This is a genomic window from Limimaricola cinnabarinus (genome assembly GCF_047631075.1).
Classification (GTDB): Bacteria; Pseudomonadota; Alphaproteobacteria; order Rhodobacterales; family Rhodobacteraceae; genus Limimaricola; species Limimaricola cinnabarinus.
Map to the genome: position 1 here is coordinate 1 of NZ_JBLHYX010000016.1, position 21,353 is coordinate 21,353.

Genomic DNA, 21,353 nt, shown 5'->3' on the forward strand with positions numbered 1-21,353 from the left:
ACGAGATCCTTCGGGCGACACGGCACTTCGGACGCGCCTTCTGGAAACGCTGGACCGGCTACCACCTCCGCAGCCGTGTCGAAGCCAAGATGCGATGCCTCAAGGCTTTCGGGGAGCGCATCGCCGCGAGAGACCCCGACCGCCAGACCGCCGAAGTCCACATCCGCATCGCCCTCATGAACCGCTTCTCAGCTCTCGGCACCGCCGAGATCGTTCGCCTGGGATGACCTCATTGGGGAAAGGGGCAAATACGACTCAAGCCTGAGTTCTGCAACAACGCCATTCCGAAGATGAAACCCGTCAGTCCGTTTACGCAACAAGGCCCCCTTAATTCATTACGCCGAATCACAAATTACGCCGCGCTCCGCAAATTTTCCCAACAATCCGCCAGTTGCGCTGGTAATGTTGCCAAAATTCGGGTGATTTTCCGCCGTTCCGCCTCTTGGACCATCATGCCGCCGCCGCATCACCATCTGTCTGCCCTCGTGCTGCCCATATTCACGTCGCCGGGTGGCGCATTCGGAGCGCATTGATCTCTTAGGCATATGTACGGTTTCCGAACCGGTGCCAGTGCGGCACAACTGACCTTGCCGTTGCTCGACCATGTGCAACCCGGGCGGATTTTCGCACGTGTTTGTGAATGGCGGCGCTGCCTCGGGGCCCGAAATCCGGCGGAATTGCGGCGATTTACGGGCTGTCGCGGAGCGCGCGTCGAGGACCGCGCTTTGACCGGAATGGTGGGGGAGATAGGTTTGTTCTCAGGCGAAGTTCACGGGGTCGGCCCGGACCGGTGGCCAGGGTGACCGCGATGCGCGAAAGGGACGGGGATTCGATGATCAGAACCATGGCGATCGAAGGCGAGGTCGATGACCGCCGCGGCGAGGCGCGCCGCCCCGCGCTGGCGCGGGACCGCGCGGCCGCCATGCCGGGGGGGCAGGGAGCGATCCGCTGGAACGGGTTCTATCGTCGCCATGCCAAGCGCGGTGTCGACCTGCTGGTCACATCGCTCGTGATCCTGCCGATCACGCTCGTCGTGCTGCTGATCGCCCTCGTCGTCGCCGTCGATGGTGGCCGCCCCTTCTATTCGCAGCGCCGCGTGGGTTTGGGCGGGCGCAGTTTCACCATGTTCAAGATCCGCACCATGGTGCCCGACGCCGAGGCCGTGCTTGAACGGCACCTCGCCACGAACCCGGCGGATCGGGCCGAATGGGAGCATCATCAGAAGCTGCGCCGCGACCCGAGGATCACGCGCGTCGGCCGTGCCCTGCGTCGCAGCTCGCTCGACGAACTGCCGCAATTTTTCAACGTGCTGCTCGGCGACATGACCCTCGTGGGGCCGCGACCCTTCCTGCCCTCGCAACGGAGCTATTACCCCGGCGCCGAATATTACGCGATGCGGCCCGGCATCACCGGTTTCTGGCAGACATCGGTGCGCAACGAGGCGAGCTTCGTGCAGCGTGCCGCCTATGATCGCAGCTATTATCATGCGCTGTCGCCGCTGACCGATCTGCGGGTGCTCGGCCGGACGCTTCGGGTGGTGATGCGCGGCACGGGGCTCTGACCCTGACGCCTCGGGGCTCACTTGCCGGGAGGCCGCGACACGGGGTATCCGGTTCATGCCGGATCGTCGCCACCCGGCCGCCATCGCCTTGCCCCCTCAATGCGGCAGGGTGCGAAGCGAAACGCTGAACGGGGCCTCCATGCCGAACGTCGTCGCCTCGATCGCCCTGCTGATCTGGCCCCTGGTCACGCTCGCGCTGTTCAGCCGGCTCAGCCCCGGGCGCGCGCTGTTGGCCAGCCTGCTGGCGGGTTACCTGCTGCTGCCGCCTTTGCCCGCCGAATTCGACCCGCCGCTTCTGCCCTCGCTCAACAAGGACACGATCCCCAGCCTGTCGGTATTGTTCGCGGCGCTGGCGCTGGGCCGTGTCCGCCTGTCGGAGCTGGTGCCGCGCCACCCGCTGATACGGATTGCACTGGTCGCGTTCCTGCTGTCGCCTCTGATGACGGTGCTCAGCAACGACGATGCGCTGCGATACGGGCCAAGGCAGCTACCGGCGCTGCGACTGGCCGAGGTGCCGGGGCTGGTGATCCTGCAGGCTTTGCTCGTGACGCCTTTTCTGCTGGCGCGGGTGTTCTTGCGCGAGGCCCGCGATCACCGGCTCTTGCTTTGGGCGATGGTGCTGGGCGCGCTGGCCTACACCCTGCCGATCCTGATCGAGATCCGCCTCAGCCCGCAGATCAACATCTGGGTCTATGGCTATTTTCAGCACAGTTTTAGCCAGATGGTGCGCGGTGACGGCTTTCGGCCCATCGTGTTCCTCTATCACGGGCTCTGGGTCGCGATCTTCGTGGCAATGGCCGTACTCGCCGCCACGGGCCTCGCGCGGCAAGCGCGCGGCCGTGAGGCGGTTGGGCTCTGGGCCGTGACGGCGGGGCTCGGTGTCGTGCTGGTCCTGTGCAAGTCCCTCGCCGCGCTGCTCTATACCCTCGTGCTGGTGCCGGTTCTGGCGCTGACGCCGCGCCGGGTGCAGCTGTTCGGCGCGGCGGCGATGGCGGCGCTGGCGCTGGGTTATCCGCTGCTCAAGGGGGCGGAGCTGGTGCCGCAGGACGCGATCCTCGCCTGGGCCGAAAATGTCGATCCCGATCGGGCGCGGTCGATGGGGTTTCGCTTCGACAACGAGGACGTATTGCTCGAACGGGCTTGGGAACGGCCGGTCTTCGGCTGGGGCATCTGGGGCCGCAACCAGATCTACGATCCGCAAAGCGGGCGCGAACTGACCGTCACCGACGGGCGCTGGCTAGTGGTGATCGGCACCTTCGGCTGGGTCGGTTTCCTCGCTGAATTCAGCCTGCTCGCCTTTCCGGTGTTGCTTTTGTGGTCCCGCTCCGGACGCGCGCCACCGGCCCCCGTCAGCGTGACGCTGGCGGTGATCCTCGGGATGAATCTCGTCGATCTTCTGCCCAACGCGACGCTGACGCCACTGACTTTCCTCGGGGCGGGGGCGGTGCTTGGGCTGACGGAGATGCGCGGTGCGCGTCTCGAACGCTCCCGCCAGAGCGGTGGGCCGGCCATGGACACGGCCCCAATTCGGACGGTGCTGTGAGCTGGGCGGTGCGCCCCCTCGGCCTGCGCCCCCTCGCTCTGGCGCTGATGCTCGTACTCTTGTCGGCCTTGTCCCGTCCGGCCGGGGCCGCGCCGGTGCTGGGGATGAACCTCGCCGGCATCTCCGACTGGTCGACCGAGCAGCCGTTTCTCGACCTGATGAAGACCTCGCGCCCATGGATCGGTCATCTGCCCGGCCGCTGGGGTGGGGTGGAGGCCGAGACGTTGCAGGTCGAAGGCCATGTCGATGCCGGCGGCCACCTGCTGTCGCTCCCCGAGGCGGTCGATCGCGTCGGCACGCTGATCCTGACCGATCAGCCCGAGGCCGCGATCTCGCTGGCCGGGCGCTACGTGTTGCGCCACGCCGGGAGCGGCCGGATCGCGGTCGGCGGGCGCGGGCGCGAGGTGTCGCGCGCGCGCGGCGAGATTCGCTTCGATTATGTCCCCGGTCCCGGGGCGGTGGAGATCGACGTCACCGGAATCGACCCTGCCGATCCGCTGCGCGACATCACCGTGGTGCGCGAGGACCGCCTGCCGCATGCCGCCGCGGGGGCGCTGTTCAACCCCGACTGGCTCGCGCGGGTCTCTGGGCTGCGGCTCTTGCGCTTCATGGATTGGATGGAGACCAACGGCGCGGAGGCACGGCGCTGGTCCGAGAGGCCGCGCGAGGGCGATCAACGCTGGACCGAAGGCGTTCCCGCCGAAGTGCTCGCCCGGCTCTCGAACGAGATCGGCGCCGATCCCTGGGTGACGCTGCCGCATCTGGCCGAGGATGATTACGTGCGCGGCTTTGCCAGACTGATGCGCGACACGCTCGATCCGCGGCTCAGGGTTCATGCGGAGTGGTCGAACGAGCTGTGGAACTTCGGCTTCGAACAGGCGCGCTGGGCCGAGGCGCAGGCCCGCGCGCTGTGGGGCGATGCGGCGACAGAGGATGCGTGGATGCAGTTCGCCGGGCTGCGCGCGGCGCAGGTGGCCGACCTCTGGGCCGAGACCTTCGGTGCGCAGGCCGGGACGCGGCTGGTGCGGGTGATCGGGGTGCAGACCGACTGGCCCGGCCTCGAGACAGCCGCGCTCGAGGCACCGCTCGCCGTGGCGCGGGGCGCGCGGCCCCCGGCCGAGAGCTTCGATGCCTATGCGGTGACCGGCTATGTCGGGCACGACGTCGCCAGCGACGACAATCTGGAGGCGCTGCGCCGCGACATCGCGCGGGGCCGGGCGGAGGAGCGTGCGCTTGAGACGCTGCGCGCCGACGCCGCCGATCTGGTCGATCGACTCTGGCCGCATCACGCGCGGGTCGCGGCGCGGCACGGGCTACGGCTGGTGATGTATGAGGGCGGGCCGCACATGGTCGCGGGCGCGGCGGGGCGCGAGGACGAGGCGATCACCGGGTTTCTCACGACAATGTCGCATGCGCCGCAGGTTGCCAAAATCGTCGGGACGTTGTTCGACGGGTGGGCCGGGGTCGGCGGCACGCAGGCCACCGCCTATCTCGACATCGCCGCCCCCTCGCGCTGGGGCAGCTGGGGCGCGCTGCGCCATCTCGACGACGCCACGCCGCGTTGGGATGCGCTGATGCGCTACAACGAGACGGGGCCGGATTGGGAACGCCGTGCGCCGGGCAGCTTCGATGACGGCGTGACCCTTGGGGGGGGTGAGGCCGCCGAGCGGTTGGTGGGTACGCCGGAGGAGGATCTGCTCTTGGGCGGCGGCGGTGACGACGAGATCCATGCCGGCCCCGGCGACCGGGTCGATGGCGGGCCGGGCCATGACCGCGCGGTGCTGCCCGAGGCGCTGCGCGGCGCGGCGATCGTGCCTGAGGGCGACCGGATCGCCATCGGCACGGGTGCCGCGCGGCTGCTGCTGGCCGGTATCGAGGAAATCGCCTATGGCACCGATGACCGGGCCCTGAACGTGACGGAGACGCTTCGATGACAGGGCCAAGGCCGATGCAGATCCTGATCCCCGCCAGCAACGAGGCCGCTCTGATCGACGGCTGCCTTTCCGCGCTGCTTGTCGCCCTGACCCCCACGGGTGCGACGTCAAAGCAGGTGCCGGTCGGTGTCACCGTCATCGCCAATGGCTGCCGTGACGCCACGGCCGCCCGCGCCCGCGCCTTCGGAGAGGCCTTCGCGCGCAAGGGGTGGTCGCTGCGGGTGATCGAGCTGGCGCAGGGCTCCAAGATCGCGGCGCTCAACGCCGGGGAGGCGGATCTGCCGTCAGAGGCGATCCGGGTCTACCTCGATGCCGATGTCACCGTGTCGCCGCGACTGCTTGGCGGGCTGCACGCCGCGCTCGACGGGCCTGCGCCGCTCTACGCCGGGGGACGGCCCCGCATCACCGGGCGGGGGGGTGTCGCGCGCGCCTATGCGCGGCTCTGGGCGCGGCTGCCCTTCATGACCCATGGCGTTCCGGGATGCGGCGTCTTCGCGGTGAACCCGGCGGGCCGCGCCCGCTGGGGCCGGTTTCCCGATCTCATCTCGGATGACGGCTTCGTGCGGCTGCAATTCGCCCCGCAGGAGCGGATCGCCGTGCCGGAACCCTATGACTGGCCGGTGGCCGAGGGGCTGGCGGCGCTGGTGCGGGTACGCGGGCGGCAGGATGCCGGAATGCGCGAGATCGCGCGCCTGCACCCCGAACTGCTCGCGCGCGAGGGCAAGCCGCCCTTGGGCGCGCGCGGTGCCGCGCGGCTGGCCCTGCGCGATCCTTTGGGGTTCGCCGTCTACGGGACCGTGGCGCTGGGCGTGAGGTTGAGGCCCGCGCCCGACAGCTGGAGCCGCGGCCGATGACGGCGGCGCTGATGGGACGGCTGCGGTCCGACGGGATCGGCAGCAGGGCGCTGCGCTCGGCCGGGATCACCATCGCGGGCTTCGGTATGAGCCAGGTTCTGCGGCTCGGCTCGAACCTGCTGCTGACGCGGCTGCTGTTTCCCGAGGCCTTCGGCGTCATGGCCATCGTCATGGTCGTGATGATGGGGCTCAACATGTTCTCCGACGTGGGCATCACACCCGCGATCATGCAAAGCCGTCGCGGCGACGATCCGGCCTTTCTCGACACCGCCTGGACGATCCAGATCTGCCGGGGCTTCGGGCTCTGGCTCGTGGCGCTGGCGCTCGCGGGGCCGGCGGCGGTCTGGTACGATGAGCCTATGCTGACGCAATACCTGTCGGTGGCGGCCTTCTCGCTGGTTCTCAACGGGTTCAACCCGACCCGGCTCGAGACGGCGCATCGGCATCTGCGCGCGGGCCGCGTCACGCTGATCGAGCTCGGCACCCAAGCCACGCAGCTCGTCTTCGGACTGGCGCTGGCCTGGGCCTGGGGGTCGATCTGGGCGCTCGTGGTGTCGGGCCTCTTGGGGGCGCTGGCGCAGCTCGTCTATCTCAACCTCTTCCTGCCAGGGCACCGCAACCGGCCGCGTTGCGAACCCGAGGCCGCGCGCGAGCTAGTGCAGTTCGGCAAATGGATCTTCCTGTCCACGGTCGCGGGCTTTGCCGCGGGCCAGAGCGACCGGCTGCTGATCGGCGGCTACCTGTCGATGTCGGATTTCGGGGTCTACAACATCGGCCTGTTCCTCGCGACATTCCCGATTATGCTGGGCCAGATGGTAACGCGCCGGGTGCTGATCCCGGTCTATCGCGACAGCCCGCCCTTCGAAAGCCGGGCCAATTTCGTCCGTCTGCGGCGGCTGCGGTTGCTGGCCACGTCGGGGCTGCTGGCGGCAACGGCGGCGCTGGGGCTCATGGGCGACTGGCTCATTGGCATCATGTATGACGGTCGCTACGCGGCGGCGGGCGGCGTGGTGGTGCTGGTCACAGTGCTGCAGATCCCGGTGCTGATCGGGTTGACCTACGATCAGGCCGTGCTGGCCTCCGGGCGCGCGCGCAACTTCTTCGCGCTTCAAGCTTCCCGCGCGGCGCTCACGGTGGCGGGGCTCGCGCTCGGGCTTGCTTGGGGTGGGCTGCTGGGGGGGATACTGGGGCAGGGGGTGGCGCAGCTGCTGGCGTATCCGATCCTCATCGTGGTCGCGCGGCGCGAAAGGGCATGGGACCCCTTGCACGATCTCGTGTTCGCGGGCGCGGGGCTCCTTGTCACGGCGACCTGTCTGGCTATGAACTGGTCCGCGCTGATGATGCTCGGGGCCATCGGACCGGGTTGATCGTGTTGCAGCAGTGCCGGGCCGGGGCCGAAAAACCGCCGCATTCCCCGGTTACTATGAAGGGCGGTGCGAGGCAGGCAGGGGGCGTCATGACAGGGCCAAGCGAGCTTGGGGCAGGCGATATCGCCATCGTCGGCATGGCGGTGGACCTTCCCGGTGCGCCCGACCTCGACGCCTTTTGGGCCATGCTGTCCGAAGGGCGCACGGCGATCCGTCGCCTGACGCCCGAAGAGCTGACGCGCGCCGGCGTGCCCGAGGATCTCGCGCGCAGGCCCGACTACGTGCCTTACGGCGCGCCGCTCCAGGGTCACGACCTGTTCGACGCGGGGTTCTTCGGACTGACGCCCAAGGACGCGGCGATCATGGACCCCCAGCATCGCCGCTTCATCCGCGCGGCATGGGGCGCCTTCGAAAACGCGGGCCATCTGCCCGAGAGCTTCGATGGTGCCATCGGGGTCTATGCCGGTTGCGGACCCAATGACTACTACATGCGCAACCTGATGGGGCATGCCGGGCTGGTCGAGGAGACCGGTGCCTTCCTGCTGCGCCACACCGGCAACGACAAGGATTTCCTCGCCACGCGGCTGAGCCACATGCTCGACCTCACCGGCCCCGCGATCTCGGTGCAGACCGCCTGCTCGACCTCCCTCGTGGCGGTGCACATGGCGGTGCAGGCGCTGCTGACCGGCGATTGCGACATGGCGCTCGCGGGGGGTGCCACCATCGAACAGCCGCAGGGGCAGGGCTATGCGTGGCGCGAGGGCGAGATCCTCGCGCGTGACGGCATGTGCCGCGCCTTCGATCATCGCGCCGGCGGCACGGTGTTCGGCTCGGGCGCCGCCGCGGTGGTGCTGCGGCGGCTCGAGGATGCGCTGGCTGCGGGGGATCACGTCTGGGCGGTGATCCGCGGCACGGCGATCAACAATGACGGCGCGCGCAAGGCGAGCTATCTGGCCCCATCGGTCGAGGGGCAGGCCGCGGCGGTGGCATCGGCGCTGCGCATGGCCGGCGTCGGGGCCGAGAGCGTCGGTTTCGTCGAATGCCACGGCACCGGCACCGCGCTGGGCGACCCGATCGAGGTCGCGGCCCTGACCCGCGCCTTCCGCGAGACCACGCAGGCGCGGGGGTTCTGCCGGATCGGATCGGTCAAGACCGGCATCGGTCACACCGATACCGCCGCGGGCGCCGCCTCGCTGATCAAGGCGGCGCTGGCGCTGCACCACCGCACGATCCCCGGCACACCCGGCTTCGAGGCCCCGAACCCGGCGATCGCGTTCGAGGGATCGCCTTTCGATGTCGCCGCGACCACAGCGCCCTGGCCACATGGGTCCACGCCGCGGCGCGCCGGGGTGAACTCGCTCGGGGTCGGCGGCACCAACGCCCATGCGGTGCTCGAGGAGACCCCCGCGCGCGACGTCGCCGAAGCCGACTGGCCGTTCGAGATGGTCCGGGTCTCGGGCCGCTCGCGCGCCGCTCTCGACGCCAATGCCGCCGCTCTTGCCGCCCATCTGCGGTCGCATCCGGAGGTGCCGCTCGCCGACATCGCTTATACGCTGGCCCAAGGCCGCCGCGCCCAGCCGCATCGCCGGGTGCTTCTGGCCGAAAGCCATGCCGAGGCCGCCGATCTGCTCGATGGGTATGACCCGTGCCGCGTCGCCACGCTTCAGGCCCAGCGCGACCCCGAGGTGGTGTTCCTGTTTCCGGGCGGCGGCGCGCAACAGCCCGGCATGGGCCGCGATCTCTACGAGACCGAGCCCGTGTTCCGCGACTGGATCGACCACGGCTTTGCCGCGATGGGGGTCGCCGGAAAGAAGCTGCGCGCCCTCTGGAGCCCGGCACCGGAGGACGAGGCGGACGCGGCCGCGAAACTGCGCCGCCCCTCGCTGCAGTTGCCCCTTCTGCTGATCATCGAGCATGCGTTGGCGCAGCTCTGGATCGGCTGGGGCGTGCGGCCCGCGCGGCTAATCGGGCATTCGATGGGCGAGAACGCCGCCGCGGTGCTGGCGGGGATCATGTCCTTCGAGGACGCGCTCGGGCTGGTGCGGTTGCGCGGCGAATTGTTCGAGCAGACCGCGCCCGGTGCGATGCTTTCGGTGGGGATGCCCGCCGATGCGCTGCGCGCCGAATTGGGCCGAGATCTCAACCTCGCGGCGATCAACGCGCCCGAACTCTGCGTCGCCTCCGGCCCGGTCGAGGCGGTCGAGGCGCTGGCCGAGCGTCTCGCCGCGCGCGGCATCGACAGCCGCCGCATTCCGATAGAGGTCGCCGCGCATAGCCGCCTGCTCGATCCGATCCTGCCGCGCTTTCTGGCGCATCTGCAAGACCTTCGCCTGTCACCGCCACGGATCCCGGTGGTGTCGAGCCGTAGCGGCCACGAATTGAGCGCCGCCGAGGCCACCGATCCGGGCTACTGGGCCGGGCATCTGCGCCATACGGTCGATTTCGATGCGGCGCTGCATGGGCTCGGGGCGGGGGCGCGGATCTTCGTGGAGATGGGACCGGGCACCAGTCTCGGTTCCTTTGCGACGCAGCAGCCCGGCATCGGACCGGGCCGGTCTCTGGCGGGGTTGCGGCCCGCAGCCGATCCGAACGACGACGACCGGCACATGATCATGGCGCTCGGACGGCTCTGGGCCATGGGCGGGCGGTTCGACGAGGCGCAGCTCTCGGGGGCAGGTCGCCGCAAGGTGCCGCTGCCGGGAACGGTTTTTGAGGAGTCGCGCCATTTCATCGCCCCTCCCCCTCGCCGCGCCGCCGATCCGGCCCTGCTCGCTCCGCCCGAGCGCGAGGCGGACATCGCGCGCTGGGCCTGGCGGCCCGACTGGCCACGCCGCTATCCCGAAGGGACGTTCGAGGCCGGAGGCGATCTCGCGGCGCAGCCCGACGGAACCTGGCTCGTATTCCGCGACGCGATGGGGCTCGGGACCGCGCTGGTGGCGCGCCTGCGCGCGGCGGGCCATGCCGTGGCCACCGTGACCCCCGGCCCGCGCGAGGCGCAGACCGGCCCGGCGGACTGGACCATCCGGCCCGAGGCGGGCGAGGCGGCTCATGCATGGCTGCTGGAACAGTTGGCCGAGGCCGATCTGCTGCCCGAGCGCGCGATCCATCTGTGGACCGTGACCGCCGCCAGAGAGGCGCAGGCGGCGCATCACCTGCAAGCGATGCTCGATCGCGGCTATCACAGCATCATGCATCTGGCGCGCGGCTGGCACGCGGCGCAGGGCGACCGGCCGCTGCGGCTTCTGGCGGTGAGCAGCGAGGCCCATGCAGTGCAACCGAAGGACCGGCCCGATCCGGCCAAGGCGACGCTTGACGGACCGGCCATGGTGATCCCGCGCGAGCTGCCCGGCATCGGCCTATCGCGGCTCGACCTCGCCGCGCCGCGCCGCGCCGGCCGCGCCGCGCAGGTCGAGGCGGTTCTGGAAGAGGCGCTTTCGCCACCCGATCCCGTGCCCGTGGCGTGGCGCGACGGGGTGCGGCGTCAGCGCGGCGTGCGGCGCGCGTCGCTTCCCACCGCGCCGGACCTGCCGCTGCGCCGGGGCGGGCCGGTCCTGATCACCGGGGGTCTTGGCGGCATCGGCCTGACGCTGGCCGAAACCCTGATCCGCGACTGGGGCGCCGCGGTGGCGCTGGTCTCGCGCCGGGCTCTGCCGCCGCGTGCCGACTGGCCGGGCCTCGTCGCCGCCGGTGGCGAGGGCGGGTCCCTGCCGGTGCTGCGCGCGTTGTTGCGGCTCGAGGCTCTGGGGGGGCGGGTCATGGTGCTGCGCACCGATGTGACCGACCCTGACCGGATGCGCGATGCCGTCGCCGCCGCCGAGGCCGAACTCGGTCCGCTCAGCGGCGTGATCCATGCCGCCGGACGGCTCTACGACGCGCCGGTGCTGGGCCGCGATCCGCGCGCCGCCGAGGCGGTGATCGCGCCCAAGCTGCGCGGCCTGATGGTGCTCGACGCGCTATTCCCCGACGGGCGGCTCGATTGGATGGCGCTTTGCGCGTCAAGTTCGGGCTGGACCACCCCCGCGGGGCAGGCCGATTACGTCGCCGCCAACGCGGCGCTCGACGCCTATGCATGGTCGCGCAAGGGCGGGGCCACGCGGGTGGTGGCGATCGACTGGGGCATCTGGTCGAACACCGGCATGGCGGCCTCGACGGAGGGCGACGAAGCCGAGGAAGCAGAGGGGCAGGGCACCGAGCTGTCGCTGCCGATGCTCGATCGACGCTCCCAAGACGGCGCTACCGACGAAGCGGCGCTCTTCACCGCCCGCTGGTCCCCCGACGGGCGCTGGTTTCTCGACCAGCACCGCACGCGGGCGGGCGATGCGCTGCTGCCCGGCACAGGCTATGCCGAGATGATGGCCGAGATGATGGCCGAGATCGCCGGGCCGAACGGCTTCGTGCCGTTCACGCTGCACGATCTGCGTTTTCTCGCGCCGCTGCATACCCCCGATGGCGGCACGACCCGTGTGCGGGCGCGGCTGGGGTCGGGTACGCCCTTCGGTCCGGTGGAGATCGAAGCCGCGCCGCCGGGCGCGGGTTTCGCGCCTGTCTCGACCTGTCGCCTCGGCTCCGCCCCCTTGGCGGCCCCGCCATTCGACCCGCAAGGCCTCATGGCCCGGCTGCCAGCGCCTGTGCCGCTGGTGTTGCCGCAGGCCGCGCATCTCGATTTCGGTGCGCAATGGCAGGTGACCGGCGAAAGCCGACAGGGGGCGGGTGAGGGTCTGGCTCGGCTGCGCCTGCCCGCCGGCGCGCAGGGCGGCCTTGTGCTGCATCCCGGGTTACTCGACATCGCCACGGGCTGGGCCATCGGCTTGATCGAGGGATACGACCCGGTCCACCTGTGGGTGCCCGCAGGCTATGCGGAGCTGCGGATTCATGCGCCTCTGCCCTCCGAGATCCTGAGCCATGCGCGGCTCGTGCGGCAGCAGAAAGGGGTCGCTTGGTTCGATCTGGTACTCTGCTCGCCCAAGGGTCAAGTCTGTGTCGAGGTCTCGGGTTTCGAGCTGCGCCGCCTGCCGCAGGGTATGGCGTTCAGCGCGCCCCCGCGCGGGACCGGGCAGGAGGGCCCGCCCGCCACCGCGCAACAGGCACTGCTCCGGGAGACGCGCCGTCACGGCATTCGCCGTACTGAGGGTGGGGCCGCCTTTCTCGCCGCGATGGGGGCGGGCCTGCCGCAGGTCGCGATGACGGCGCAGCCGCTGCCCGACCTGATTGCCGCGGCCGCCGCGATCCGCCCCGCCGCCCCGGTGGAAGCGACGCCCGCGGCCCCCGCCGAAGGGTTCGAGACCGCGACAGAGGCCTGGCTTGCCGGGCAATGGACCGCGCTGCTCGGTGTCGAAGGGGTCGGACCCGACGACAGCTTCTTCGATCTCGGGGGGCATTCGCTGATCGCGTTGCGGCTCTTCGCGGCGATCCGTCGCGAAACCGGCACGGCGCTGCCGATCTCGGTCCTGTTCGAACGGCCGACGATCCGCAGCCTCGCGGCGCGGCTAGACGCGAACCCCCCCGCAGGGGGCTCCGCGCCGCCGCCGAAGACGCCCTCCGAGCAGAACGCGCCCCATCTCGGTTCCACCGGTGACGAACCGGTGCATCTCGTGCCACTAAGCGTCGGGGGCGCGGCGACGCCGCTCTTCATCGCGGCGGGCATGTTCGGCAATGTCATGAACCTGCGCCATCTGGCCGGGCATCTCGGCCGCGACCGGCCGGTCTGGGGGCTTCAGGCGCGGGGGCTGGCGGGTGGCGCGGCGCCGCACCAAGGCTTCGACGAGGCCGCGCGCGATAATCTCGCCGAGATGCGCCGCGTGCATCCGGGCGGGCCCTGGATGCTCGCGGGGTATTCCGGCGGCGGGCTCATCGCACTCGAAATGGCGCGGCAGCTCACGCAGGCCGGGGAGAAGGTGGCGAACCTGATGCTGCTCGACACGCCGCTGCCGGTGCGTCCGGCGCTGACCCGGCGCGACCGGCTGGCGATACAGGCGATCGAGTTGCGCCGGGCCGGGCCGGGCTATCCGCTGCTCTGGCTCAAGCGGCGGCTGCGCTGGGAGATCGACCGCCGCCGCTATGGCCGCGCCGCGGCGCAGCCGACGGCGAACCCGGTGGACATCGTGATGGAAACCGCCTTCTACACGGCCTGCGCCACTTATGACCTGCGCCGCTGGTCAGGGCCGATGACGCTGTTCCGCCCGCCCCTCGAAGGGCGCTGGCGCCTTGCGAGCGGGCGGCTTGTCAATGAGGATCGGCATTACGTGTTCGAGGACAATGGCTGGCGCGCTTGGGCTCCTGCCATGGAGGTGGTCGAGGTGCCGGGCGATCACATCAGCATGGTGGAAAACCTCGAGGCCGAGACGCTGGCGGCGCGGATGCTGGCCCGGATCGAGGCGTTCGAAGCCGGGGTCGGGACGACGGAACTTCATGCCGCGGAGTGAACACGCATGAGCAGCCTGCTGACGGTGATCCTGAACTGGCGCACGCCGGAAATGACGCTGCGCGCCACCCAAAGCGCCCTCGCGGCGATGCAGGGCATCGAGGGCGGCATCGTGATCGTCGACAATGATTCCGGCGACGGCTCGGAGGCGATGCTGCGCGCGGCGGTGAAGGCGCAGGGCTGGGCGCCGCGCGTGCGGGTGATGCAGTCGGGGCACAATGGTGGCTTTGGCGCAGGCAACAACGTGGGCATCCGGGCCGGGCTGCCGGGCGGCGAGCGCGCGGATTTCGTCTATGTTTTGAACTCCGACGCTTTTCCGGCACGGACCGCGATCACGGCCCTTCTGGCGCATATGCAGGCGCATCCCGCTGCCGGTCTCGCCGGAAGCCTGATCGAGGATCTCGACGGGACGGAGCACATGGCGGCCTTCCGGTTTCCGTCGCTTCTCTCCGAGATCGAGGGGCCGATGCGCTTTGGTCCGGTGACTCGGCTGCTGTCGGACCACAGCGTCTGGATGGAGACGCCGGACCGGACGGGACCGGTCGATTGGGTGATCGGGGCGAGCCTGATGATCCGAGGCGAACTGCTCGACGCGATCGGCGGCTTCGACGAGACCTTCTTTCTCTATTTCGAGGAAACAGACCTGTGCCGCCGCGCCCGGCAGGCCGGGTCCGAGACGCATTTCGTGCGGGAGAGCGTGGTGCAGCACATCGGTTCGGTCTCGACCGGCATGGGCGAATGGCGCCGCGTGCCCGATTACTGGTACGCCTCGCGCCGCCACTACTTCCGCAAGCATTACGGCGCGCTGGGTGCTGTCACGGCGACGGCGCTGCACATGGGGGCGGGCGGGCTGCACCGGCTGCGCTGCCTCGTCATGCGCCGCGCGCCGGGCGATCCGCCGCGCTTTCTGCGCGATATGGCGCGCTTCGAGCTGCGCCAGTACCGGCCATCGCGCCCGGCGCGCCGCCCCAAGGGCCACACGGCATGAGCGTGACGCTCGCCTTGATCGGCGACACCGCGCTGACGCTCGAGGCGGCACGCATGGCGCAGGAGGCGGGGCTGCGGCTGTCGCTGGTCGTCACCCGCTTTGCCCCGTTGCGCGCGCTTGCCGCCGAACAGGGCATCGCGCTGCTCGAACCCGAACAGCTGTCTGAACGGCTGTCCGACCTGCCCGGTGGGATCGACTGGCTCGTCAGCGCGGGCAATCTCGACCTGCTGCCCGCCGACCTGCTGGGGCGGTTCACGCGCGGGGCAATCAACTTCCACGACGGACCGCTGCCCGACCGGGCGGGACGCAACGCGCCAGTCTGGGCGCTGCTCGACGGGGCGCGCCGGCATGCCGTGACATGGCATCTGATGACGCCCGAGGTCGATGCGGGCGACATTCTCGTGCAGCGCGGGTTCGACATTCCGCCGGAGACGACCGCGCATGGCCTCAACGCGCTGTGCTTCGCCGCCGCGATCGACAGCCTGCCCGACCTGTTCGAGCAACTCCGAAGCGGGCTGCGCCGCCGTCCGCAGACGGGTGGGCCCGGACGATGCCACTTCGCCGCCGACCGGCCACCGGCAGATGCGCTGATCGACGGGCGCGGGATGATGGCGGCGGCCTTGCGGCTGGTGCGCGCGCTTGATCACGGGGCGCATCCCAACCCGATGTGCTGCCCCAAGATCGCGGGCCCGCGCGGCCCCGTGCTGGTGACACGGGCCGACGCGCTGGAGGCGGCTCAGGCGTCCGAGATGTCCTCCAAGCCGCCGGGCACGTTGCGGGCGGTGTCGCCCGAGGCCATCGACTTGGTGTTCGAAGACGGGGTGCTGCGCCTGTCCGGCCTGCGCCGTCCCGATGGCTCGGCCTGCCCGCCGGAAGCTCTGCCCGCGGCCGGAGCGCGGCTGCCAGAGACCGGCGCGGCCGACGCTCTGACGCGGCGCATGGCGCAGACGGCGCGCGCCGAGCCCGCTTGGCGATCCCTGCTCGAGACGCTGCGGCCGGTTCGGCTCGTGGGGCTGACCGGCGGGACCGGGCCGCAAGGCGGCGGGCCTGACGGCCCGGGCGACAGCCGCGCCCTCAGGCCCGGATACGCGCCCGAACGCCGCATCGCCGCATGGGCGCTTCTGGCGGCGCGTCTGGCGGTTGGCGTGACCGACATCGCCCTCATGCTGCCGCGCGAGGCCGAACCCGTGGCCGGGCATCTGTCGGATTGGGTGCCGCTGCGCGTGAAGACTGATCCGCAAGAGGATCTGGCGGCGCTGGCGACCCGGATCGGCGCGCGTTGCGCAAAGCTGCGGGAGCAGGGCGGTTTTGCCGCCGATCTGCCCGCCCGGCTGGGGACCGCACCCCCCGCGATGCCTGCCCTGGCGCTGGGGTCCGCCTGTCCCGAAGGGGCCATGATCGCGCTCGACCCCGAGGCCGGACGGCTCATCGCCGCGCCTACGGGGCTGATGCCCGGCGCACTCGATCTTCTGGCGAAGCGTCTCGACGCCCTCCTTGAGGCCGATGCGGCGCGGCCCGGCACGGCCCTGTCGGACCTTCCCGCGCTCGGCGCCGCCGAGCGGCATCTCGTGGTCGAAGCGTGGAACGCCACGGACGGCCCGATCCCCGAGGGCACCATCGACGCCGCCATCGCGCACCGAGCCGTGCGCGACCCCGACGCCACCGCCCTGATCTGGGGCGAAGAGCGCCTGAGCCATGCCGAGCTTGACGCCCGTGCCAACCGCATGGCGCGGGTGTTGTGCGAAATGGGTGTCGGACCGGGTCAGCGCGTGGGCCTGCATCTGCGCCGCTCGGCGGGCATGATGGTCGCGGCCCTCGCGGTGCTCAAGGCCGGCGCGGCCTATGTGCCGCTCGACCCGTCCTATCCACCGGAACGGCTGGCGCTCTATCTCGAAGACAGCGGCGCAAGCCTCGTGATCAGCGACGGTGGGGGACCGGCGGGGGACGCACCTGTGATGCGGCTGGACGATCCGCGCATCGCCCGCGCATCGCCTGCGCCTCTCGCCCCGCGCGCCGCGCCAGAGGATCTGGCCTATCTGATCTTCACCTCGGGCTCGACCGGCCGCCCCAAGGGGGTGATGATCGAGCATCGCCACGTAATGAACTTCTTCGCGGCGATGGATGCACGGGTGCCGCATGCCCCCGGCGACGTGCTGCTGGCGGTAACGTCGATCTCCTTCGACATCTCGGTGCTCGAGCTGTTCTGGACCCTGTCGCGCGGGCTGACGGTGGTGATCCAAGGCGAGGCCGAGCGCCTGCTCACCTCCTCGGGCGCGCAGGCAACCGAGGCGGGCCCCTCGCTCAGCCTGTTCTACTGGGGTCACGAAGACAGCGACACGGGCGATTACCGTCTGCTGACAGAGGGCGCGCGCTTTGCCGATGCGCATGGCTTCGAGGCGGTCTGGACGCCCGAGCGGCATTTCCACGGCTTCGGCGCGGCCTATCCCAACCCGGCCGTGACCGGGGCCGCCATCGCCGCCGTCACCTCGCGCGTGGCGATCCGGGCGGGAAGCTGCGTCGCGCCGCTGCATCATCCGGCGCGCATCGCCGAGGATTGGGCCATGGTCGACCGGCTATCGGGCGGACGCGCGGGGCTGGCGATGGCGGCGGGCTGGCAGCCGGACGATTTCGTGCTGCGCCCCGAAAACGCGCCGCCCGACAACCGCGCCGCGCTGCGCGACGGCATCGACGCGGTGCGCAGGCTCTGGCGTGGCGAGGCCGTGGCGTTCCCGCGCGCCGATGGCAGCCTGCAGCAGGTGATGACACGGCCCCGCCCGGTGAGCGCGGAGCTGCCATTATGGCTCACCGTCGCGGGCAATCCCGAGAGCTGGCGCGAGGCGGGGCGCATCGGGGCCAACGTGCTGACCCATCTTCTGGGGCAAAGCATCGAGGATCTGCGCGCCCGCATCGCCGATTGGCGCGCGGCGCTGGTCGAGGCGGGGCACGATCCGGCGGCGTTCCGGGTGACGGTGATGCTGCACGCCTATCTCGACGAGAGCCGCGAGGTCGCGCGCGAGGTCGCGCGCGGGCCGATGAAGGCCTATCTGCGCTCCGCCGCCGGCCTCATCGCCGATCACGCGGCGGCCTTTCCCGCGTTCGGGCGCGACGCCGAGGGGGCGGTCGACCCCGACGCGCTGACCCCCGAGGAGATGGAGGCGGTGCTCGACCACGCCTTCGAGCGGTATTTCGAGGCGCAGGGCCTTTTCGGCACGATCGACGACGGCGCGGCGCGGCTCGCGGAACTGCGCGCGGCGGGGGCTGACGAGATTGCCTGCCTGATCGATTTCGGCATCGCGCCCGAACAGGTGCTGGCGGGGCTGCCGCGCTTGGCGGCGCTGATCGATGCGCTGCCGGTCGCCCCCGCCACCCCCGCCGCGGATGACGCCTCGATCGCGGCGCAGATCCTGCGCCACGGCGTGACGCATCTGCAATGCACCCCCTCGATGGCGCGGATGCTGGTGGCCGACGAGGTCAGCCGCAAGGCGTTGGGCGGGCTGTCGCGGCTCATGTTGGGCGGAGAGGCCCTGCCTGCCGCGCTGGCCGAGGATCTGCGCGCCGCCGGTGTCGGCCATCTCGAGAACATGTACGGCCCGACCGAGACCACGATCTGGTCGACCACCCGGACGGTGACGTCTCACACCTCGGCGTCGGTGATCGGCACGCCGATCCTCAACACCCGCACCTATGTGCTCGACGATGCGATGACGCCGCTTCCGGTGGGGGCCGAGGGCGAGCTGTGGATCGGCGGGGCAGGGGTGGCGCGCGGCTACTGGGCGCGGCCGGTGATGACGGCTGAGCGGTTTCTCCCCGATCCATTCCGGCAAGGCGAGCGGATCTACCGCACCGGCGATCTCGCGCGCTGGCGTGCGGATGGCACGCTCGAATACATCGGCCGCGCCGACGGGCAGGTGAAGCTGCGCGGCCACCGGATCGAGCTGGGCGAGATCGAAGCGGCGCTCGACGCGGTGTCGGGCCTCGGGCCTTGCGTTGTCACGCGGCGCGAGGACAATCCCGGCGACGCGCGGCTCGTGGCCTATCTCGAAACCGAAGCCCCGATCGACGAGGCGGCGCTGCGCGCGGCGCTGTCGGCGCGGCTGCCCGCGATCATGGTGCCCGCCCGGATCGTCGCGTTGTCGCGCTTTCCGCTGACCCCCAACCGCAAGACCGACCGCGCGGCGATGCCGCCGCCGCCCGTGCGGCGCGGCGCGTCGGTCATGGCCCCGCGTGCCGAACCCGCTCCGGCGGCCCCCGTGGTTCCCGCCGGGGCTAGGGCCGGGGCCGGGACTGTGGCACCGGCCATCGTGGCGATCTGGCGCGAGCTTCTGGGTGCGCGGGAAATCGGTCCGGATGACAGCTTCTTCGATCTCGGCGGACACTCGCTCCTCGCGGTGCGCGCCCATCGCGAGATCCGCGACCGGCTCGGCGTCGCGGGGCTGCAGATCGCGGACATCTTCGGCTTGCCGCGCTTGTCCGACCTTGCGGGGCGGATCGAGACCGAACTGAGACCGGAATCGGCGTCGGGGCCAGCCCCCGTGGTGCCGCCTGCCGCCGCCGGGCAGCGCGACGAGATCATGGCGCGCCGACGCGCCCTGCGGGCCCGGCGCGCTGGCCATGTCTGAGTTATCGGCCCGGATCGAGGCGCTATGCGGGCCGGGCGTGGCGGCCTGCGCGGTGCGGGTGGGGCAGGGCGGGCCGCTCGCGGCGGTAGAGCGCCCGGCCATGGCGCGCGCCGTTCCCGCGCGCCGCGCCGAGTTCGCCGCCGGGCGCGACGCGGCGCGCGGGGCGATGCACAGGCTGGGCCTGCCTGCCTGCGCCATCCCCATGCGGCCCGACCGGTCGCCGCTCTGGCCCCATGGGCTCTCCGGCAGCATCAGCCATGACGCGACCCTCGCCGTCGCGGCGGTGCGCCGCGGCGGCAGGGCGCTCGGCATCGACATCGCGTCCGCGACACCGCTAGAGTCCGCGATTTGGGACGAGATCGCCGATGCGGACGAGATTGGCCAGCCTGTGCCGGGGTTCGATCCGGGCCGTGTCGCCGGGCTGGTTTTTGCCGCCAAGGAGGCCGCCTACAAGGCGCAGTTTCCTGCGACAGGCCGCGTGCTGGGGTTCGACGCCATGCGGATCGAAATTGCCGGGAACGACATCGCGGCTCGGTTGCGGCAGACCGTCGGGCCCTATGCGGTAGGCACTGTGCTGCGTGGACGCTGGGCCGTTATCGGCGCGCGTCTTGTCGTGGCGATCGACGCGCCGGACGTCCCTTGCGCCACCGGTCCCGGTTTCAAGCCGCGCAACACTGAGTTGCCTGCCTCGACCGGCATGGTCAGCCGGTCCGGGATGCGCTAGATTATGGCGTGGGCGTGGCGGCAATGGGACCGGCGCGGATGGCGGCGGCCACCGGCGCGCAACGGGAGTCGTTGATGGAATATCTTTCCTCGCTGCGCGATCTGCGCGGGGCGCTGCGCCGCCGGGCTTGGGCCATCATGCTGGTCTGCGCGCTCGGGATTCCCTTCGTGCTGTGGTTCGCCCTGACCCGGCCACCCTCCTTCGAGGCGACGGCGGTGATCCAGATCGAGACGCCGCTGGTCGACGCGGGCGGCGACGCCGCCGCGATCGCGGACACGCAGCTCGACCTGATCGAGCAGAAGATCATGGCGCGCGACCGGCTTCTGGCGCTGGCCGAGAGGTTCGGCCTGTTTGCCGAATTGCCGCCCTCCGAACGGCTGGCCCAGATGCGTGACGCGATCGAAATTACCAAGCTGGTCGATCCGGCGCTGGCCTGGCGGCCCGAAACCGTGCCGTCGGGGCTGTCGATCACCGTCGAGGTCGGTGAGCGGCAGGTCGCCGCCGATCTCGCCAACGCGCTTCTCGACGAAATCGTCACGGCGGCGCATAGCCGCCGCGAGGGGCGCACCGAACGCACGCTGGCCTTCTTCGAGGCCGAGGAGTCGCGCCTTGAAGGCGAGCTGTCCGCCTTGGAGGCCGAGTTCGCGCGGTTTCAGGAGGAGAACTTCCAGTCGCTCCCCTCCAGCGTGGCGGTGCAGCGCGATCAACTGTCCCGGCTCGTGGCCCAGCGGATCGACCTCGAACAGCAGGTCATCGCCTTCGAGACCAGCTCGGACAGACTGCGCGACGACGAGACGGCGCGGCGCCGCTCCCTGCTCGAACAGCAGCGGCAGCTGATCTCCGATAACATCCAGAGCATCGAGGCCGCGCTTGCCGCAGCGCCCGAGACCGAGCGGCGCTACAACGAGTTCGCGCGCCGTCGCGATCAGCTTCAGCAGGCGCTGGCGGCGGTGACGGACCGGCGCACGGAGGCAGCGATGGCACAGCTTCTCGAAAGCCGTGACGAGACCACGCGTTTCGAGATCCTCGAAGAGGCGGTACCGCCCGATTACGCCTCCTCGTCATCGCGCAGCAAGATCGCGGCGGCGGGCGGGCTGGGCGTGCTGCTTGCGGCGCTGGCTCTGGCGCTGTCGCTCGAAGTGGTGAACCCGCAAATCCGCACCGCGGCGCAGCTCGAGAGAGCCTTGGGCGTGCGCGCGGTGGTGGTGATCCCCGAGATCGACCGTCGACAGGCGCGCCGTCGGGCGCGGCAGGCGCGACGCCGCGAGGCACAGACCTTTTCGCGCCAGTGGGAGCGGGTGCGGCGGTTGCGCGGCTTCTGGCGGCGGCCCGCCGCCTGACC

10 protein-coding genes and 1 pseudogene are annotated in these 21,353 nt (G+C 70.9%); all 11 read left to right on the plus strand.

The genetic code is table 11. From position 1 onward, the window contains the following. A pseudogene (locus tag ACJASC_RS13170) lies at positions 1–227 on the plus strand (IS5/IS1182 family transposase); the annotation flags it as partial. A 605-nt stretch (positions 228–832) separates the two neighbouring features. Further along, complete coding sequence (locus tag ACJASC_RS13175) at positions 833–1,561, plus strand: sugar transferase (protein WP_021694450.1); 729 nt, start codon at positions 833–835, stop codon at positions 1,559–1,561. A gap of 139 nt (positions 1,562–1,700) precedes the next feature. After that, positions 1,701–3,104 carry a hypothetical protein gene (locus ACJASC_RS13180; protein WP_415146441.1) on the plus strand — a complete coding sequence of 468 codons (1,404 nt, stop codon included), beginning with the start codon at positions 1,701–1,703 and terminating at the stop codon, positions 3,102–3,104. Next, a complete protein-coding gene (locus ACJASC_RS13185; protein ID WP_415146442.1) occupies positions 3,101–5,038 on the plus strand; it encodes a hypothetical protein in 1,938 nt (645 codons plus the stop codon). The genes ACJASC_RS13180 and ACJASC_RS13185 overlap by 4 nt, the downstream gene beginning before the upstream one ends. Then, positions 5,035–5,892, plus strand: coding sequence for a glycosyltransferase (locus tag ACJASC_RS13190; RefSeq protein WP_021694454.1), 858 nt, complete (start codon positions 5,035–5,037; stop codon positions 5,890–5,892). Before ACJASC_RS13185 ends, ACJASC_RS13190 begins: the two co-directional genes overlap by 4 nt. Then, positions 5,889–7,259, plus strand: a complete 1,371-nt coding sequence (locus ACJASC_RS13195) for an oligosaccharide flippase family protein (protein ID WP_415146443.1) — start codon at positions 5,889–5,891, stop codon at positions 7,257–7,259. Before ACJASC_RS13190 ends, ACJASC_RS13195 begins: the two co-directional genes overlap by 4 nt. Positions 7,260–7,348: 89 nt before the next feature. Continuing rightward, positions 7,349–13,681 carry a type I polyketide synthase gene (locus tag ACJASC_RS13200; RefSeq protein WP_415146444.1) on the plus strand — a complete coding sequence of 2,111 codons (6,333 nt, stop codon included), beginning with the start codon at positions 7,349–7,351 and terminating at the stop codon, positions 13,679–13,681. A 6-nt stretch (positions 13,682–13,687) separates the two neighbouring features. Further along, complete coding sequence (locus tag ACJASC_RS13205) at positions 13,688–14,668, plus strand: glycosyltransferase family 2 protein (protein WP_415146445.1); 981 nt, start codon at positions 13,688–13,690, stop codon at positions 14,666–14,668. Then, a complete protein-coding gene (locus ACJASC_RS13210; protein WP_415146446.1) occupies positions 14,665–19,287 on the plus strand; it encodes a MupA/Atu3671 family FMN-dependent luciferase-like monooxygenase in 4,623 nt (1,540 codons plus the stop codon). Before ACJASC_RS13205 ends, ACJASC_RS13210 begins: the two co-directional genes overlap by 4 nt. Further along, positions 19,280–20,011, plus strand: a complete 732-nt coding sequence (locus tag ACJASC_RS13215; protein WP_415146447.1) for a 4'-phosphopantetheinyl transferase family protein — start codon at positions 19,280–19,282, stop codon at positions 20,009–20,011. Before ACJASC_RS13210 ends, ACJASC_RS13215 begins: the two co-directional genes overlap by 8 nt. Positions 20,012–20,085: 74 nt before the next feature. Next, complete coding sequence (locus ACJASC_RS13220; RefSeq protein WP_415146448.1) at positions 20,086–21,351, plus strand: GumC domain-containing protein; 1,266 nt, start codon at positions 20,086–20,088, stop codon at positions 21,349–21,351. Positions 21,352–21,353 lie beyond the last annotated feature (2 nt).

What these genes read in the sequence shown, in the direction of transcription:
- ACJASC_RS13205 (WP_415146445.1), top strand. Translation starts at nt 13,688, where the DNA reads ATGAGCAGCCTGCTGACGGTGATCCTGAACTGGCGCACGCCGGAAATG.
- ACJASC_RS13180 (WP_415146441.1), top strand. Translation starts at nt 1,701, where the DNA reads ATGCCGAACGTCGTCGCCTCGATCGCCCTGCTGATCTGGCCCCTGGTC.
- ACJASC_RS13190 (WP_021694454.1), top strand. Translation starts at nt 5,035, where the DNA reads ATGACAGGGCCAAGGCCGATGCAGATCCTGATCCCCGCCAGCAACGAG.
- ACJASC_RS13215 (WP_415146447.1), top strand. Translation starts at nt 19,280, where the DNA reads ATGTCTGAGTTATCGGCCCGGATCGAGGCGCTATGCGGGCCGGGCGTG.
- ACJASC_RS13200 (WP_415146444.1), top strand. Translation starts at nt 7,349, where the DNA reads ATGACAGGGCCAAGCGAGCTTGGGGCAGGCGATATCGCCATCGTCGGC.
- ACJASC_RS13175 (WP_021694450.1), top strand. Translation starts at nt 833, where the DNA reads ATGATCAGAACCATGGCGATCGAAGGCGAGGTCGATGACCGCCGCGGC.
- ACJASC_RS13210 (WP_415146446.1), top strand. Translation starts at nt 14,665, where the DNA reads ATGAGCGTGACGCTCGCCTTGATCGGCGACACCGCGCTGACGCTCGAG.
- ACJASC_RS13220 (WP_415146448.1), top strand. Translation starts at nt 20,086, where the DNA reads ATGGAATATCTTTCCTCGCTGCGCGATCTGCGCGGGGCGCTGCGCCGC.
- ACJASC_RS13195 (WP_415146443.1), top strand. Translation starts at nt 5,889, where the DNA reads ATGACGGCGGCGCTGATGGGACGGCTGCGGTCCGACGGGATCGGCAGC.